Raw genomic sequence first — 16,482 nt, 5'->3', positions numbered from 1 at the left:
ATCAGAAACCCAAAAAAGGGTGATTTGCCACTAATGTTAAGGCCATGGGAAAAATTCTTGTTACCGGCGGTGCCGGCTTCATCGGTTCTAACTTCGTTCACTACCTGGTAGATAAGACCGACCACCAGGTTACGGTGCTCGATAAGATGACCTATGCCGCTAATGAAATGTCACTGGCAGGCCTGCCCTCTGACCGGTTTGAGTTGGTCAAGGGCGATATTGCTGACATGGACCTTGTTGACCCCCTCGTTGCCCAGGCGGACGCTGTCGTCCACTATGCGGCTGAGTCACATAACGATAACTCACTGAACGACCCCAGCCCCTTTATCCATACCAACCTCATCGGTACTTTCACCCTGCTTGAGGCTGTGCGCAAGCACAAGACCCGCTACCACCATATCTCAACAGACGAGGTGTTTGGCGATCTCGAGCTAGACGACCCCGCTAAGTTCACCGAAACCACCCCCTACAACCCGTCCTCCCCCTACTCTTCAACGAAAGCAGGCTCTGACCTGCTAGTCCGCGCCTGGGTACGCTCTTTCGGTATTGAAGCAACTATTTCGAACTGCTCCAACAACTACGGGCCCTACCAGCACATCGAGAAGTTCATTCCCCGCCAGATCACCAATATTCTGGCCGGTATTAAGCCCAAGCTCTACGGTGAGGGCCTAAACGTACGTGACTGGATCCACGCTTCTGACCACTCTTCCGCAGTCCACACCATTCTGGAAAAGGGTAAGATCGGCGAAACTTACCTGATCGGTGCTGACGGCGAAGAAAACAACATCACTGTTCTGCGCACCATCCTGCGCCTCATGGGCCAGCCCGAGGACGGCTTTGAGCACGTCGTAGACCGTCCCGGTCACGACCTACGCTACGCCATCGACGGCACCCGTCTGCGTGAAGAGCTTGGCTGGGAACCCCAGTTCACCAACTTCGAGGCAGGTCTGGCAGACACCATTGCCTGGTACACAGACAACCGCGCCTGGTGGGAGCCCCTCAAGGCAGAGGTCGAAGCTAAGTACGCAAAGGCAGGTCAGTAATGCCTAAAGAGTTAGCCGTCCGTACAACGGAGATTCCGGGTCTGCTCGTTATTGATATTCCCCAGCACGGCGATAACCGCGGCTGGTTTAAGGAAAACTGGCAGCGCGAGAAAATGGTTGCTGCGGGGCTGCCGGATTTTGGCCCCGTGCAGAACAACATTTCCTTTAACGCAACAGCAGGTACTACCCGCGGCATCCATGCGGAACCCTGGGACAAGTATGTCTCGGTAGCTACCGGTCGCATTTTTGGTGCCTGGGTTGATTTGCGAGCCGGAGAATCATTCGGTAAGACCGTCACTGTAGAGCTCGGCCCCGATACCGCTGTTTTTGTTCCCCGAGGGGTAGGCAACTCTTTCCAGACCCTGGAAGACAACACTGCCTACACCTACCTGGTGAATGACCACTGGTCAGCAGATGCCCAGGGGGAGTACTCCTTCCTTAACCTTGCAGACGAGACCGTGGCAATTGACTGGCCGATTTCTCTGGACCAGGCAGAGCTTTCTGAGAAGGATAAGAACCACCCCCGGCTTGCTGAGGTAGAGCCCCTTGCTCCTGCTCCTTTGCTGGTGGTTGGCGCTAATGGGCAGCTGGGCCGCGAGCTGGTCAAACAGCTTGAAGCATCCGGTACCCCCTATATTGCTGCGACTCGTGCGGAACTTGACCTGGCGCGTCCTGAGAGCTGGGCTTCCGCCTACCGATGGCGTTCGCTACGTGGCATCATCAACGCGGCAGCCTACACCGCAGTTGATCAGGCTGAGACGCCCGAAGGGCGCGCGGACGCCTGGGCAGCCAACGCGAGTGGCGTTGCGGCTTTGGCCAGAGTTGCGGACGAAGCCGGTATTCCGCTGGCCCACGTGTCGACTGATTACGTTTTTGATGGTTCCCTACCGTTGGGGGAGGAATACACTGAGGGCGCCCCGCTGGCGCCCCTGGGCGTGTACGGCCAGTCAAAGGCTGCCGGTGAGATGGCTGTTCGATCGGTACGCCGTCATTACATTGTGCGAACCTCCTGGGTCATGGGAGACGGCAAGAACTTTATTGAAATTATGAAGTCTCTTGCTGAACGTGGGGTAGACCCCTCGGTCGTCAATGACCAGCATGGCCGCCCCACCTTCACTGAAGACTTGGCTGGTGCTATTTTGCATCTGCTGGCAAGCGGCGCAGAGTACGGCACCTACCATGTTTCTAATGCCGGGGACGTCGTAACTTGGGTTGATATTGCTCGGGAAGTTTTTGTGGCTACCGGCCATGAGGGTGAGCGTGTGAAGCCGACCAGCACCGCAGAGTATTTTGCTCAGGCTGAGGTTTTTGCGTCCCGCCCGACGAACTCTGCTATGGATCTTTCCAAGATCATTGAAGCTGGCTTTACCCCGCGCGACCATCGTGAAGCGTTAGCGGTATACCTAAAAAAATAGGTGCCTCAAGGTAATATATTTTCGGCTTGAGTAGCTATCATGCATATGATTAGCTGCTCAAGCTGAACTAAAATTTTAATATATTGGTGTTTTATTTATGAATTCTTCTCTCTCTCTTGATGAGAAAAATAATAAACTAGTTTTTGTGGATCCAGGTTGCTTATATAAGTGGAATGGTAGGCTCTATCTCGCTGAACGGTCTATCTTGGGGTATAAAGCCTACTTTGATTATATTTCTCATAAATCTTCTAATACCGATGTTCAAATGGTTTCCTATCAAGGGATTATACCTGCTGAAGAGCATGTTGTAAAAAACTTAATGGAAATTCCTGATGAAATTCTTGGAAAAATTAGTGAAAAAAACCTGAAGGAATTTTACGCTGAAAACCAGGGGGCTTTATTTTATGCTTTGTGCAATCGGGGGATTTCATCCGTACTAGGTTTCAATGATAAGGTCTTTTATCTCATTGAGAACCCAAGAAGTGTTAAAACTGATTTAGTACTTACGGATTTTCAAGGTTCTCTGATATCGAAGATGAAAATTATTATTGGTTCTTACAAGGAAGATTTGGCTCTCAAGGCTAATCTTCGTAGGGTTGCTGGTTTTCAGGCAAATGGTGATGCTGCTTACGAGAGCTATAGAAAGTTCAACTCTAATTCTATGGTTTTCTATGATCATAGGGTCTCTGAGGTTCCTGAAAAATATCAGGATGAAAACAAGAACCTAGACTCTTCTCTTCGGGTGGCATTTTCTGGGCGCATTATTAAAATTAAGGGCTCTGAATATTTAGCAGAAGTTTCACAGTTGCTTTATGAATCTAACCCTGCCATCCGGATTTATTTGCTTGGCGATGGTGAAGACCGGGAAAAAATTCTTCGGGGTGCTGCACCCAATCTTGAGTACAAGGGTTTTATGTCCTATAAAGAAGAGTGGGAACCATTTGTACGACAGAATGTGGATTTGATGTTACTGCCTCATGTTCAGGGGGATCCTTCGATGACATACTTTGAGGCTCTAGGTGCTGGGGTTCCTATTATTGGTTTCAAGAACCAGACTCTAAATCACCTGGTGGATAAAGGATTAGGATGGGCCTATCCTCAGGGGGATTCTGAGGCCATAGTCAAAAAGATTCTTGAGCTTGGTCAGCATCCTAAAGAGCTGAGCGAAAAATCTCAAAATGCTCTAGAGTTTATGCGCGAAAATCTTTATCCTACTGTAGTTAAAAGGCGCATGGATCATCTGCTGGCTAGCCTTAAGCAGTAGGCCATGAAAAAATTTTCTCCAATAAAAATCTGGAACAGCCTCCTAGGGCGGATTATCTGGATCGATAGCGTACATGGTCTTTATTGGAATTCCTGGGGTATCCAATGGAATAAAAGGATTACAAAGGGAAAATGCTCAGCTCTCTTATGGGCTACCCAAATACCTGTAGCCGATAGTTGAGTGTGAGAGAGCATGCATTGTTCTTACGTTCCTTGCTTAAGCCCCCGCGTATCGGGCATACTTAAACAGTTGCCCACTTGGCGGGTAGCAAGCCAAGGCAGTGGAATGCCGGTGGGAAACCCCGGTAGGTCCGGAACTGACGGTGGCTGGTTAGAAAGCGATTTCTGGCGCCAGTTCACTACACCACTTGGCGCATCGACAACTAACCACAGAAAGGATGGCTGACCATGTCAGACACCATCAAGATTTCAGCAACCCTCCGCACCGACTTCGGTAAGGGCTACGCCCGTCGCATCCGCATGGCAGGCGACATCCCCGCCGTCATCTACGGCCACGGCGAAGAGCCCAAGCACGTCGTACTGCCCGGTCACGCAACAACCCTGGCAGCCCGCGTCCCCAACGCAATCCTCGACCTCGACATCGAAGGTGACTCACACCTGGCCATGATCAAGGACATCCAGCGCCACCCCATCCGCCCCGAACTGCAGCACATCGACCTGCTCACCGTTAAGCGCGGCGAACGAGTAGAAATCGAAATCCCCGTACAGGTCGAAGGTGAGCCCGCAGTGGGCGCCGTAGCCAACCAGGAAGAGACCGTCCTGCTCGTAGAGGCAGACGCCCTCAAGTCCCCCGAAGCTCTCGTCGTGAACATCGAAGGCCGCGAAGCAGGCGCACACGTTCACGCTTCTGACGTTGAACTGCCCGCCGGCGTTACCCTCGTAGCAGATGCAGAACTGCTGGTTGTTAACATCTCCGAGCCCGAGGAACTCGACGTACCCGAGGTCGGCGAAGAAGGCGAAAACGCTCCCGAGGGTGCAGAAGCTGACGCTCAGGTAGACGAAGCTAAGTAAGCTCTATAGCTACCTCACCTCTTTGTAAGGCCCGTACCGTAGTCAACGACGGTGCGGGCCTTTTTCACTCGATAGACTCTTTGTATGCTTACTGCATTCTTACGCCGTAGGAAGGGCGAACATATGTCAGATGCATGGCTGATTGTAGGTTTGGGTAACCCCGGCCCCGAGTACGCAGCAACCCGTCACAATATTGGGCAGATGGTGCTCGATGAACTGGCAGTAGTTGTGGGCGGTAACTTTAAAAAGCACAGCAAGGCCCGTGCCCAGGTTCTAGAAGGACGTCTGGGTGTGGGGGGCGCAAAGGTTGTGTTGGTAAAGCCCCTGACCTACATGAACGTATCGGGCGGGCCCGTCGCTGCCCTGGCCCAGTTCTACGGTATCGCCCCTGAAAAAATCATCGTTGTGCACGATGAACTCGATATCCCCTTCGACTCAATCAAACTAAAAATCGGTGGGGGAGAGGGCGGCCATAACGGTTTGCGCGATATTAGCAAGGCTCTGGGGACTAAGAACTACTACCGGGTTCGCACCGGTATCGGCCGCCCTCCCGGGCAGATGCAGACAGCTGATTTTGTGCTCAAGCCTTTCACAACCGTAGAGAAGAAAGAGCTGCCCTTCCTCATCTCTAACGCAGCGGACGCTACAGAAATGTTAATTGAAGAAGGACTGCTGGTAGCCCAGCAACGCTACCACGCAGCACCTGCGACCTAAACAGATGAGCCGAGTAGAAACAATATTTTAATGAACATTCTATTTTCTGTTGATGAGAACTACGTGAAGTATCTTGAGGTTAATGTTTTTCAGATACTCAGGCACAACCCTGATTCCTCCATTAACTTCTATATCTTCCATCGAGACATTCCAGAACAGCGCTGGTCTGGCCTGGAAAGTCTTAAGAAAATCTATACTAGATTTGATTACCACCCCATTCAGGTGCCCAGCGGTATCTTTGAGAATCTCCCAACAGGCACAGGTCTTACTGCCCATATCACCCAGGAGGCATATTTCAGATTTGCCCTCAATCTTCTTCCAAGCAAGGTGAAAAAAATACTCTACATGGACGTTGATATCCATGTACGGGGATCCCTCAAGGAGCTCTGGGATAAAGAAGTAGCTACCATCGCTGGGGTGGCAGATCCCTTCGCCGAAAACCTAGATATTGAGAGGCCCCCGCTGTTCCCAGAATTCTTGTGGCGCAAGCGTCTCAACATTTTTCGAACTAAACATACCCGCCGAATTGGCATGAGCCGAGAAAATCGCTATATCAATAGCGGGATTCTGCTGATAAACCGAGATAATATGCCCGATAACCTGCTCCAGGGCTTGCTGGAGCTTGTCTCTGAACTAGAATCAAAAGGCTCTTTGCGGATGGGGGATCAGGATGCTATCAATGTTTATTTTGAGGGCCGTATAGACTACCTTGATTCAAGGTTCAACCTTCAAACTAATCATGTAATCAGCGGTCATTACCTCAAAGATGAGGTAGCCATCGTTCACTTTACCGGACCAGATAAGCCCTGGCACTTTGATCCCTTGAGCTACCCTGAAGGGCCCGCATTTGAAAGAGAGCGGTACGAATTTAAGCGTGAGTGGAATGAGGACCTTAAAAATTTTTACCAACTGACTGGAAACAAAAGGCAAGATTAAGGTAGGGTTTGACCCTGACCCCAGATTCACATAGCCCTTATTCGCTAGGGTCATCTCATCTAGATACCTCCCAGTCCATTAGTCCTAAAGCATAGGCATCATACCTAGCTCCGGCAGATGGTCTGTAATAGCTAGGAGCTGGCCATCAATGGTGCAGATAACCTGGTGCTTGAAGCTACTCCGTTTGTACTTGTCAGAGTCTTTATTTTAGCTAGTGATCGCCAGTTCCATGTGGGAACAAGGGGGGGGGCATCAACCACCAAGGAGCCAGCTACTTTCAGTGTCTTTATCTTGTGGGTTGACCACTAGCTATATAATCCTGTGCAAGGCTTTTTTAGTGATTGTTGATGGTGGGTTTATGGGAAGGCGGGCTGGGAGGCTTGATAGCGGTTCTTGGGTGAGGTTTTGTCGGCAGAAGAGTAGGATGGCTTTGAGGGCTTGGGTTAGTCTGAGTTTGCAGGGTTGTGAGTACTGTGGCGAATTGCTGGCTGGGCAATACTCTCGTATGTGGGGCTTGAGAATATATGTGATGATTTATCTTCAAGGTTGCCTTTTGGTGGTGTGTTGTCTAGTAGGTTTTTTGCACCTTATGAATAGCCCTCAGGAATAATCATTAAAGGTGGATTACTAGTAGCCTAGTAACATTACCATGCAGCATAAGGAGATAACAATGCATATCCAAGCTACTCATAACCTTAGACAAGCTATCCTTCAATCACGAAATTCTCTCAATTTTATTCGATTCCTTCTTGCCTCCCTCGTTATTTGGGGTCATGCCTACCCGCTTGTCGAAGACAGGAACTCTGGGATGGAGTTCGTCGCAGGTATGGCTGTGAATCTGTTCTTCTGCATTTCGGGGTTTCTCATCCTTGCTAGTGCCCAACGGATTGGTCTGCTTTCCTACTTATGGCGGCGTTTCCTAAGAATTTTTCCAGGATACTGGGTATCTTTGCTGTTCATCGTGTTAGTTGCAGTTCCCCTGTCTTATCTTCTTGGAGCCTCTCAATTTGCCTGGAATACAACTGAAAGCATTAGGTACCTAAGCAATAATTTTGATCTTTACAAAATTCAGTTCTCTATACCTGGAACCTTGGATGGTATGCACTACGATGCCTGGAATGGGTCAACCTGGACCTTGTGGTACGAATTTATAGCCTACTTATGCCTAGTTCCCATTGCCTATATCCCCATTGTTAAAAAGTATCAGAAAGCAGTTGTCACGGGCGCTTTTATTCTCAGTTTGCTCATGTATCCAGTTTTATCTTATGTAGATGCAACTACGAATATGTATTGGGTTTTTGCAAGGCTTGCACCTATGTTTCTTGCTGGTGCTTTATTGTATGTCTGGGGTGAATATATCAAGGTAATTCCGTCTCTAGCTGTTGGGGCAACTATAGCTACAGTTGTTCTTCATATGTTAAATAATGTTTACATGATGAATTCTTTGCAGATTTTATTTGCATATTCGGTTTTGGCTTTAGCGGGTGTTCTCAAGATATACTGGGGATATAAAAATGACTTATCTTATGGTGTCTATATTTATGCTTTCCCAGTGCAGCAGCTTCTTGTGGCAAGTGGCTCCAGCTCCTATGGGATACTTACTAATACGATTATAACTCTTGCCCTATCAATGGTTTTAGCTTATCTTTCTTGGAACTTCGTGGAGAAGCCAGCTATGAACCTTAAGGGTATGATTGGTGGGAGGAAGGAGGATTATAGCTGAGTCATGTCGTCTATCGGGGAGAACTACTCATCAGGATAGGTGAAGTAAAGCTGGTAGAGGGTACGAGCCTGTGGAGAATTCTGTGATTAAGTCTCTTAGGGTCTTGCCAACTACCAAATCCGTCCTCCAAGGAATAGGCTGGAAAAACATGCCGTTATGCCAGGCGTACCCAACGGAAAGGCAAAGACAGTGGCCAGCAGCTACCGCACTCCCGCCGGAGCAGAGCTCACCAACGAACTCGTCACCGAGCTACGCAAGGACTACCCCATCCTCAGCCGTGAGGTCAACGGCCACCCTCTGGCCTACCTCGACACCGGAGCCACCAGCCAAAACCCCCTACAGGTCCTCGACGCCGAACGTAACTACTACCTCGGCGCGAACTCGGCCGTCCACCGCGGTGCCCATACCCTTGCCGTTGATGCTACTGATGCCTTTGAGGAAGCCCGCCGCACCGTCGCCTCCTTCGTTGGCGCCGCCGAGAACGAGCTGGTCTGGACCTCCAACGCCACCGAAGCCCTCAACCTGCTCACCTACTCCTTCGGTAATGCGTCCGCTGGAATCGGTGGGGACGCCGCCGCCTGCTTTGCGCTGGGGGAAGGCGATGAAATCGTCACCACCGAGCAGGAACACCACGCCAACGTTATCCCCTGGCAAATCCTGGCTGCCCGCACCGGCGCAACCCTGCGCTACATCCCCGTCACCGATCAGGGGCTTATTGACTACGAAGCTGCCGAGAAAATCGTCACCGACCGCACCCGCATCCTTGCTTTCACTCATGTCTCAAACGTAGCGGGCTCTATCACCGACGTGGACTTCATGGTTACCCTGGCTAAGAAGGCCGGAGCTCTGACTGTGCTGGACGCCTGCCAGTCAGTGCCCCACATGCCCGTCGACGTGAAAAAACTTGGCGTAGATTTCGCAGCTTTCTCAGCCCACAAGATGCTGGCCCCCACCGGCATCGGCGCCCTCTACGGCCGCAACGAACTCCTCGAGGCCATGCCCCCCTTCCTCACCGGTGGCTCCATGATCACCAAGGTCACCATGACCGAAGCAGAATGGATGCCCGCCCCCATCAAATTCGAGGCGGGCACCCAGCGGGTTTCCCAGGCCGTCGCCTGGGCCGAAGCCGTGCGCTACCTGCAGCACCTGGGTATGGATCAGGTTCATGCCTGGGAATCCAAGCTAGGGCAGCTCCTGGCAGAGGGAGTCAGCTCAATCCCCGGCGTCCGCCTCATCGGCCCGGCAGCAGGCCAGCCCCGCGCCGGCCTGACCGCCGTTCACGTCGATGGTGTGCACCCCCACGACGTTGGCCAGCTGCTCGACGAAAAAGGTATCGCCGTGCGCGTAGGCCACCACTGCGCCCAGCCCCTGCACCGGGCTCTTGGCATCACCGCCTCAACCCGCGCCAGCGCCTACATCTACAACACTACCGACGACGTAGAACGCTTCATCGAAGAACTTGCTAAAGTGCGCCGCTACTTCGGCTACACCGACTAAAGATAAGCGCAACTAGCCACCCACCGTGAAAGAAGGACACCGACTATGAGCGGCCTCGAACAGCTCTACCAGCAAATCATTCTGGAACACTCCAAACAGCGCTCCGGCGAGGGGCTCATCGACCCCGCAGACGGAACCCGCGCCGCAACCAACCACCAGTACAACCCCACTTGCGGCGACGAAATCAACCTGCGCGTCATCCTCAACGACGACGGGAACACCATCGACTCCATCTCCTGGGAAGGCGACGGCTGCTCCATCTCTATGGCCGCAGCCTCTGTACTCTCAGAGATGGCCCCCGGCATGAGCACCCAGGAATTCCAGCAGCTCGTCGATGACTTCCGCGAGATGCTCCGCTCCCGCGGCCAAATCGAGCCCGACGAAGAAGTCCTCGGCGATGCCGCCGCTTTCGCCGGCGTATCCAAGTTTGTAGCTCGCGTGAAATGCGCCATGCTCTCCTGGGTAGCGGCCGAAGAAGCAACCAAAGAAGCAGCCGTCTAACCCGGCATAAAATCCCAGCTCAGCGCACAGAACTCACCTCCGGCGTCCGCCCGATGGGCGTAAGGGGGTGGGTTTCTTGTTACCCCAACCACGCTCTGACCTGGGGTGTCCCCCAAAGTGCCCTCGGCTGCGTCCTTACCCTGCCCCGAACCTTAACGTAGGGTTAAAAGACAAACACACCCGTACTAGCGCGCTCGCACCGCGCCCACACGCACACCTGGGGGACCCATGAATATCGGCTATGCCGCCGGCGCCTTCGACCTTTTCCACGTAGGCCACCTCAACATCCTGCGCCAAGCTAAAAAGAACTGCGACTACCTGATCGCCGGAGTGGTCTCCGACGAAATGCTAGAACTTACCAAGGGCCGTAAGCCCATCGTGCCCCTGGCTGAACGCATGGAAATTGTCTCCCACATCGACTTTGTAGACGAAGTACGTGCTGAGACCGTGGTCGACAAGCTCGAAACTTGGGAGCAGGTGCGCTTCAATACCTTCTTCAAGGGGGATGACTGGAAGGGCACCCAGCGCGGCATCGACCTGGAAAACCGCTTCGCTGAGGTCGGCGTCCAGGTAGTCTACTTCCCCTACACCGCCCACACCTCATCCACCAAGCTGCGCGCTGCTCTGGAGGCTCTGAACGCCCCGGCCGTCCGCGCCGCCTAGACCCCGCCTCGTCCTTACTCATAGACACAAGGACGCCCCGCCCTCCTTCCCCTACGCTAGGGGAGTGGAGAGCGGGGCGTCCTTGGTATCCAGAGACTCTTAGTAGTTAGCCTTGATGTACTCTTCTGCGCTGGAGCCCAGAGCTGAGAAGACCCGGCCGATCTGGGGTTCAGCGGCGGCGGCAATCTTCTTACCAACCAAGGGAATGGAGCACTTAACCTCACCATCGACCTTAACCTCGGTGGTCTCACCGGCTGCGGTGAGGGTCTGTGTGGCGTTGCCGCTGACCGGAATACCCTTGACTGAGACCTCAGAGATGATGGTGCGTGAGCCGTCAGCGGCAGGTGCTGAGACGCGGTCAACCTGGTTGACGGTCACACCGTTGGCTACGCCGGGCAGCTTCTTGGCCATATCGGGGATACGGTCAGCGGGGATTGCGCGCACGGTGGTGGCGGTGAAGGCACCGGCGGTATCGCCCTCAACCTGGAAGGATTCCAGGGCTACGCGCACCTTCTGGCTTGAGAAGCGAGCGAAATCTTCATCAGCAAAAGCGCGGATGACGTGGTCGATAGGGGCATTGATGGTAGTTGAACTCTGAACAGCCATGGGTTCTCCCTTTCAGGGGTAGTAGATGCTTCCTGCTCTATTCTATGGGGCAGAATCAGGGCAGGGAAGCAAGATAGGGCTCTGCTTACTGAGAGCGGAATCCGGCGATAATCTGGGCGGTTCGGCGGATAAAGCCGCTGTTATAGGCGGTTCCGAGGGCTTCTAGCTCGGCCGAGAGGTTATCTGAGGCCTGGTCACTGCCGGGGACCCGGTAGGTGCCGCGGAGTGAACCGGGATCGGCAAAGGCTGCGTCCAGCTTGTTTCTCAGATCTTCGGGGCTGGTAACAACGATAGCCTCACCGTGGGTCTCCATGACCCGGGAGAATTCCACCTGGTGGTTATCAACCACCTCATTGAGATCCGCCTTGCGGGGCACAGCTAGGGGAATGGCTCCGACTTCGCGGGCGTCAAGAATTGATCCCGGACCACCCTGCACCAGCACCACTTTGGCCACCCGGTAGAGATCAAGTAGCTCGCCCCGGGGCATACGCTCAACAGCATCAGCATGCTGGGGCGGGGCTGTGAAGCCGTGCTGCACCAGGGCCTTGATGTGAGGCCGGTCAGCCAGGTAGCTATCAACCCAGCTGATCAGCCGGTCAAACTTGTGGTGGTCAGTGCCCAGCGACACCACCAGATCGTAGGCAGGGGCCTGCTCACCGGCGTCCTGCTGAACCTGCGCTTCTTTCTCTTCGCTCATGCTCACTCCCAACTAGAGAATATGGCCGATGTTGACGGCTTCGGGGAAGGTCTTTTTCTGCTCGTCCCACTGCACCACGAAAAGGTCGCTCATGGGGTAGCACATGCGCCCTGTGAGGGTGGGCATGGTGATACGGTCGTAGGCTTCGATAAAGACGGTTTTGATGCCCAGCATTTTAGCCACGATGAAGAAGGGCACCGCTACTGCCGCACCGGTTGAGATGACAGCGTCGGGCCGCTCCTTGCGCAGTACCCGCCAGGCTACCCCGACGTTGCGAATGGCGTTGGGTAGGTTGCGGGTGGTGGGGAAGCGGACCCAGTAGGTTCGTTCCCCGGCTAGGGCGGCTTTGACCTCGGGCAGCTCGAAGGTGGCCCAGGCCCGGTCATGTTCCTTCCAGAACTTATCCAGGGCAATGAGCTGGGCTAGGTGGCCGCCAGCGCTTGCGGTAAGAAGTACTTTCATGGCTCTTTATTTCTGAGTGGGAGTGTCGAAGTAAACAGGGATGACTTGGGTTGAGCTGGCTGGGGTGAACTCATCAAAGAGGCGCTGGGCACTTTTGACTGTGCTCTTGGAGGTAAAGGGCAGCAGCAGGACGCGGGTGTGGTCGGCAGCCAGAAGCACCTTGGAGGTGGAGGCTGAGGCGGGGGCATCGATGATGACCGGGGAGTTCTGCTTGATGTAGTCCTTGAGGTTTTCTAACCCTAGGGAGTTGAAGGTGGCCGCGTCAGCAATGGTGTAGGTGCTGTCGGTCAGGACGCCGGTGAGCAGGGAAGTAAGGGAGGCAGCTGCCCGGGGGGTGGGGGAGAAGATGGTGATGCCGCGCAGATCTGCGTTCTTGAGGTGGCCGTCTGCTACGCCGATACGGCGCAACAGCTGGGTAGCTGATTCGGTTTCGGCACCGCGGGCAATGATGGAGACGGGAGCCCCTGAGATTTCTGAGAGGCGCTCTGAGTAGCCCAGGGTGCGGCTGGTGCGGTCTACCACGTAGGCGGCAAAAATACCGATCAGCAGACCTGCTGAGGCGCCGATGAAGATGGTCTGGGACAGGGTGAAGTTAGAGGGGCTCTCGGGTGCCTGGGCTTCTGAGATGATGGTGCCGGTATCGGTTGAGGTTGCCTCAATGTTGAGAATGGCCTGGTCGATCAGGGCATCGTCCATGCCGTTGGAAACCTCGTCAATGTTACGGCGGGTCTCTTCGCGTGAGGCACGGATGGTATCTGAGCGGTGGGTCAGGTAGGCCTGGGCTACGGTGTTGGCGATGTCAGCGGCCTTGTTGGGGTCATCGGAATTGACGATGATATCAAGAATGGTGCTGTTGGAGTGCCCAGCGGTGTTGACCTGTCTCTTGAGGTCAGCGACGCTCATGCCCAGCTGATCCGCGGCTGCCTGCAGCACGATGCGGGAGCCTGCGATGGCTTCTTCGGTGTCCATATCAATGGAGTTGCTGAGGGAGGCACGCAGGCCGGTGGCACCTGAGCTGGGCTGGGTGACGTTGATGACGGCCTTAGCTTCGTAGGAATTGGGCTGGGCTAGGGCGGCCAGGGCACCGAGAAGTGCAAAGATGAGGACACTGATCAGCACAACTGCCTTGTGGCGGAGGATGCGGCGGGCGGCAGCCCCCAGTGAGATGGGGGTGGCTTGCTGGTCGTTAGCGCGGGCTCTGGTGGAGCGTTCCATAGATTTTTTCTTTCCTTCCCTAGAAGTGCAGGTGGCCTAGCGGCGAAGTTTGCGAGTGATTGAAGCGACGAGTTTTTCAAGGCCCAGTACCTGCCTGAAGCGGTAGATCAGGGTCAGGTAGAGGGGGACGGTCAGCAGCAGGTAGAGTCCCAGGCCAGCTAGGCTGTACCCGGCAACGGCAAGTGCCCCGGCTGCGCCGACAGCTGGTGTACCTGCGGCTAGAAGGGCAACCGGTAGGATCTCAGCGATCTGCGGGCGGATACCCAGCTTGCCATAGACCTGCCAGGTGGCTAGGCCACAGTCGGTCAAGACGGCCGCCGCCCAGGCCGTTGCAGCCCCAGCAAGTCCCCAGAGGGGAATCAGGGCCAGATTCAGCACCAGGGCTACCGCCAGGGCTGAGAGCTTGTTGTAGAGCTGCCAGCGGGCCCGGCCGCTCATAAGCAGCACCGACTGCACCCCACCGGCTGCCATCTGCAGCAGCATGGCAGCACCGATGATGTAAAAGAGTGGGGCGCCTTGCTCAAAACCCGGCCCAAAGAAGCTCAACAGCACCGGACCAAAGGCGGCCAGGGTTATGAAGAAGGGCCAGCCGATGGTTATCAGGATGCGGGTTGCAGAGACAAAGATATGACGGGCCCGGGCAGTATCACCGGTAGCAATCGCAGCTGAAATTTCAGGGCCGGTGACCACGCGGGCAGTGTGCTCAACCATAGCACCGACCCGCACACAGCGATTGACCGCCCCATAAACCCCGCTGGCTGCCGGGCCCAAAAAGAGACCAATGAGCAGCACATCGATCCACTCAAGCACAGCTTCAACCATGGCTGAAACTCCGCGAGCAGAGCTAAAAGCCCAGAAGGAACGAGCCGACTCAGGGGCAGCCACAGCGCTGGCAGGTAGCTGTTCTACCGCCAGGTGTTTGGCCTGGTAGGCGGGCACATCGGGGTCTGTGGGCATATTCTTCCGCACCCACAGCACCGCCAGACCCAGCACCAAAAGGATCGGAACCGACCAAGCCAGAGCCAAAGACAGCACATTCCCCGCCAGCCAGATAGCCAGCAGCACACCGATAATGCGCAAGGTAGGTAGCAGGGCAGACTGCAAGAAGGTGAACTCCACCGTGTGCCCCAGCCCGCGCAGAGCACCAAAACACAGGGTCATCCAGGCTGCCACCACCACAAAGGGGGCGCACACCAGGACAGCGGCGCGAACGTCCGCGTCCAAATCCGGGGTCAGCGCCGGGAGGGCAAAGACAAGAGCTGCCAGTGCCACCAGCACAGCAATCACCGTAGCCGGCCCAAAAGCATAGCGCACAAGCTGTGGCAGGGCAGAGAAGTGGCCCACCGCCCGTTGAGCACTCATAGTTCGCACCAGGCCAGTATCAGCCCCAAACACACACAGGGCAGTAGCAATAGCGAAGAAAGCCATCACCGAGAAAAAAGCCCCAGCGCCAGTCTGACCCACCCCGTTAGACACAATCAAGGTGGCTACAAAGGCCGCCGCCGAACCGTACATCACATACAGCGACGAAAAAGCACCACTCTTAGCCAGAGAACGAGCCATCTAGAGCCCCTCCCCATACATGCGAGAGCGCATCATCAGTGCCACCGACAGCATCAGCACCGTCAACTGAATCACATCAAAAGAATAGAAAGGCACCACAGCCAAGGCCGCAACAATCACCGAATGAACCCACATACCGGTAATCGAAGCAACATTCCAGGTATTCACCAGAACAGAGACCACATAGAGCAAAAACAGACCCAGGCCCACAAAACCAAAGCAGAACATCAACGCCCAAATCTGCCCCTGGGTACCCATCGAAACACCCACAGAATCAGCCATCTTCGAGGTACCATACCCCACCAAGGGTGAGCGCAAAGTGTACTCAAAGGTCAGCTCATAGAGCGAAGCACGACCACCGGTCGAATCAGAATACTCCTGCCTGCCCAAAATCTCCTCAACAGCACCCGAGACAAAAAGGTAGGTCACAGCACCCACACCCAATACCGCCCCGATACCAAAAGCCCGCATATCACCCTTGAGCAGCAAACGCAGAAGCACATAGGCAAAAGCGGCCCCCAAGCCAATAAACATACCGCGGTTAGAGGTAGCAACAGCAGGAACCAGCGAAAGAACCACAGCAAGACCCAAGCCCAGCTGAATCTTCTTCGAATGCACACCGGTCATCACAGAAAAAACCACCGGAGTCAACAAAGCGTAAGCCAAACCCCACGAATTAGCGTAAGGAAAAGGAGCCGAAGGGCGCACATAAGGAGTCTCAACCCCCCAAGGAGCCTGCACCTCAGCCATCGGCGGCAAGACATAATCCCGCACCAACTCATTGCCCAACAAGGCACCCGGCAAGACAAAACTCATCGGAGTGCGCACCCGAAAATCAGGGAAAGCCAACGCCAAATACCCCAAAATAACCACCGTAAACCAGATGGTTAGCAAACCACCCAGCATCACATGGTTCGGCACGCGCTCGCGGGCGTTAAAGAAGTACAGAGTATAGATACCCACATTGAAAAGGTTCATATAGCGCTGGAACCAGCCCATGAACTCACCGGCCGTCTCAATCGAGACCAGACAGATCATGCCCCAAAACATCAGAGCAAACCAGAGCCACATGGTTGAATGAACCAGCACATGGCGGCGCATGACCATGAGCACAATCATGCAGGCAGCCAGCAGGGTCGGGGCAAACTGCAT

The 16,482-nt window shown here is 54.4% G+C and carries 16 protein-coding genes; 10 read left to right on the top strand and 6 right to left on the bottom strand.

Annotated elements, in window-relative coordinates; all coding sequences use genetic code 11:
- The first annotated feature begins 44 nt into the window (after positions 1–44).
- The 10 genes from rfbB to VSX42_RS06490 all read left to right on the top strand — a co-directional run bounded on the left by rfbB (position 45) and on the right by VSX42_RS06490 (position 10,787).
- Entirely contained in the window at positions 45–1,043 is a 999-nt protein-coding gene (gene rfbB / locus VSX42_RS06535; protein ID WP_326503518.1) for a dTDP-glucose 4,6-dehydratase, read from the top strand.
- Positions 1,043–2,458: a dTDP-4-dehydrorhamnose reductase gene (gene rfbD / locus VSX42_RS06530; RefSeq protein ID WP_326503517.1), complete on the top strand. Its 1,416-nt coding sequence runs from the start codon at positions 1,043–1,045 to the stop codon at positions 2,456–2,458. The genes rfbB and rfbD overlap by 1 nt, the downstream gene beginning before the upstream one ends.
- Before the next feature lie 97 nt (positions 2,459–2,555).
- Positions 2,556–3,722 carry a glycosyltransferase gene (locus VSX42_RS06525; protein ID WP_326503516.1) on the top strand — a complete coding sequence of 389 codons (1,167 nt, stop codon included), beginning with the start codon at positions 2,556–2,558 and terminating at the stop codon, positions 3,720–3,722.
- 407 nt (positions 3,723–4,129) lie between these two features.
- Positions 4,130–4,753, top strand: a complete 624-nt coding sequence (locus VSX42_RS06520; RefSeq protein ID WP_326503515.1) for a 50S ribosomal protein L25/general stress protein Ctc — start codon at positions 4,130–4,132, stop codon at positions 4,751–4,753.
- A 123-nt stretch (positions 4,754–4,876) separates the two neighbouring features.
- Positions 4,877–5,467, top strand: coding sequence for an aminoacyl-tRNA hydrolase (gene pth, locus VSX42_RS06515; protein WP_326503514.1), 591 nt, complete (start codon positions 4,877–4,879; stop codon positions 5,465–5,467).
- 30 nt (positions 5,468–5,497) lie between these two features.
- Positions 5,498–6,403: a glycosyltransferase family 8 protein gene (locus VSX42_RS06510; RefSeq protein WP_326503513.1), complete on the top strand. Its 906-nt coding sequence runs from the start codon at positions 5,498–5,500 to the stop codon at positions 6,401–6,403.
- A 670-nt stretch (positions 6,404–7,073) separates the two neighbouring features.
- Entirely contained in the window at positions 7,074–8,126 is a 1,053-nt protein-coding gene (locus VSX42_RS06505; protein ID WP_326503512.1) for an acyltransferase, read from the top strand.
- Positions 8,127–8,282: 156 nt separating this feature from the next.
- Positions 8,283–9,623 (top strand): SufS family cysteine desulfurase, encoded by a 1,341-nt coding sequence (locus VSX42_RS06500; protein ID WP_326503511.1) that lies wholly within the window; start codon positions 8,283–8,285, stop codon positions 9,621–9,623.
- Positions 9,624–9,668: 45 nt separating this feature from the next.
- Positions 9,669–10,124: a Fe-S cluster assembly sulfur transfer protein SufU gene (gene sufU, locus VSX42_RS06495; RefSeq protein WP_326503510.1), complete on the top strand. Its 456-nt coding sequence runs from the start codon at positions 9,669–9,671 to the stop codon at positions 10,122–10,124.
- Positions 10,125–10,352: 228 nt separating this feature from the next.
- Positions 10,353–10,787, top strand: a complete 435-nt coding sequence (locus VSX42_RS06490; protein ID WP_326503509.1) for an adenylyltransferase/cytidyltransferase family protein — start codon at positions 10,353–10,355, stop codon at positions 10,785–10,787.
- A gap of 99 nt (positions 10,788–10,886) precedes the next feature.
- Here the strand turns inward: VSX42_RS06490 and VSX42_RS06485 are convergent, their stop codons facing one another.
- The 6 genes from VSX42_RS06485 to VSX42_RS06460 form a co-directional block, all read right to left on the bottom strand.
- A complete protein-coding gene (locus tag VSX42_RS06485) occupies positions 10,887–11,393 on the bottom strand; it encodes a DUF2505 domain-containing protein (protein ID WP_326503508.1) in 507 nt (168 codons plus the stop codon).
- Between the two features lie 85 nt (positions 11,394–11,478).
- Complete coding sequence (locus VSX42_RS06480; RefSeq protein ID WP_326503507.1) at positions 11,479–12,090, bottom strand: glycosyltransferase; 612 nt, start codon at positions 12,088–12,090, stop codon at positions 11,479–11,481.
- Positions 12,091–12,102: 12 nt separating this feature from the next.
- Positions 12,103–12,552: a PssD/Cps14F family polysaccharide biosynthesis glycosyltransferase gene (pssD, locus tag VSX42_RS06475; RefSeq protein ID WP_326503506.1), complete on the bottom strand. Its 450-nt coding sequence runs from the start codon at positions 12,550–12,552 to the stop codon at positions 12,103–12,105.
- Positions 12,553–12,558: 6 nt separating this feature from the next.
- Entirely contained in the window at positions 12,559–13,767 is a 1,209-nt protein-coding gene (locus VSX42_RS06470) for a YveK family protein (RefSeq protein WP_326503505.1), read from the bottom strand.
- A gap of 36 nt (positions 13,768–13,803) precedes the next feature.
- Positions 13,804–15,330, bottom strand: coding sequence for a lipopolysaccharide biosynthesis protein (locus VSX42_RS06465; RefSeq protein WP_326503504.1), 1,527 nt, complete (start codon positions 15,328–15,330; stop codon positions 13,804–13,806).
- Positions 15,331–16,449, bottom strand: coding sequence for an O-antigen ligase family protein (locus tag VSX42_RS06460; RefSeq protein WP_326503503.1), 1,119 nt, complete (start codon positions 16,447–16,449; stop codon positions 15,331–15,333).
- Positions 16,450–16,482: the final 33 nt, after the last annotated feature.

Origin of the sequence: Rothia nasimurium (genome assembly GCF_035916755.1) — a bacterium.
Classification (GTDB): domain Bacteria; phylum Actinomycetota; class Actinomycetes; order Actinomycetales; family Micrococcaceae; genus Rothia.
The sequence above is the reverse complement of the archived record's forward strand: the minus strand, read 5'-3'. Positions and strand labels throughout refer to the sequence as shown.

What these genes read in the sequence shown, in the direction of transcription:
- VSX42_RS06490 (WP_326503509.1), top strand. Translation starts at nt 10,353, where the DNA reads ATGAATATCGGCTATGCCGCCGGCGCCTTCGACCTTTTCCACGTAGGC.
- VSX42_RS06520 (WP_326503515.1), top strand. Translation starts at nt 4,130, where the DNA reads ATGTCAGACACCATCAAGATTTCAGCAACCCTCCGCACCGACTTCGGT.
- sufU (WP_326503510.1), top strand. Translation starts at nt 9,669, where the DNA reads ATGAGCGGCCTCGAACAGCTCTACCAGCAAATCATTCTGGAACACTCC.
- VSX42_RS06460 (WP_326503503.1), bottom strand. Translation starts at nt 16,449, where the DNA reads ATGATTGTGCTCATGGTCATGCGCCGCCATGTGCTGGTTCATTCAACC.
- rfbB (WP_326503518.1), top strand. Translation starts at nt 45, where the DNA reads ATGGGAAAAATTCTTGTTACCGGCGGTGCCGGCTTCATCGGTTCTAAC.
- VSX42_RS06465 (WP_326503504.1), bottom strand. Translation starts at nt 15,330, where the DNA reads ATGGCTCGTTCTCTGGCTAAGAGTGGTGCTTTTTCGTCGCTGTATGTG.
- VSX42_RS06510 (WP_326503513.1), top strand. Translation starts at nt 5,498, where the DNA reads ATGAACATTCTATTTTCTGTTGATGAGAACTACGTGAAGTATCTTGAG.
- VSX42_RS06525 (WP_326503516.1), top strand. Translation starts at nt 2,556, where the DNA reads ATGAATTCTTCTCTCTCTCTTGATGAGAAAAATAATAAACTAGTTTTT.
- VSX42_RS06500 (WP_326503511.1), top strand. Translation starts at nt 8,283, where the DNA reads ATGCCAGGCGTACCCAACGGAAAGGCAAAGACAGTGGCCAGCAGCTAC.
- VSX42_RS06485 (WP_326503508.1), bottom strand. Translation starts at nt 11,393, where the DNA reads ATGGCTGTTCAGAGTTCAACTACCATCAATGCCCCTATCGACCACGTC.
- rfbD (WP_326503517.1), top strand. Translation starts at nt 1,043, where the DNA reads ATGCCTAAAGAGTTAGCCGTCCGTACAACGGAGATTCCGGGTCTGCTC.
- pth (WP_326503514.1), top strand. Translation starts at nt 4,877, where the DNA reads ATGTCAGATGCATGGCTGATTGTAGGTTTGGGTAACCCCGGCCCCGAG.
- VSX42_RS06480 (WP_326503507.1), bottom strand. Translation starts at nt 12,090, where the DNA reads ATGAGCGAAGAGAAAGAAGCGCAGGTTCAGCAGGACGCCGGTGAGCAG.
- VSX42_RS06505 (WP_326503512.1), top strand. Translation starts at nt 7,074, where the DNA reads ATGCATATCCAAGCTACTCATAACCTTAGACAAGCTATCCTTCAATCA.
- pssD (WP_326503506.1), bottom strand. Translation starts at nt 12,552, where the DNA reads ATGAAAGTACTTCTTACCGCAAGCGCTGGCGGCCACCTAGCCCAGCTC.
- VSX42_RS06470 (WP_326503505.1), bottom strand. Translation starts at nt 13,767, where the DNA reads ATGGAACGCTCCACCAGAGCCCGCGCTAACGACCAGCAAGCCACCCCC.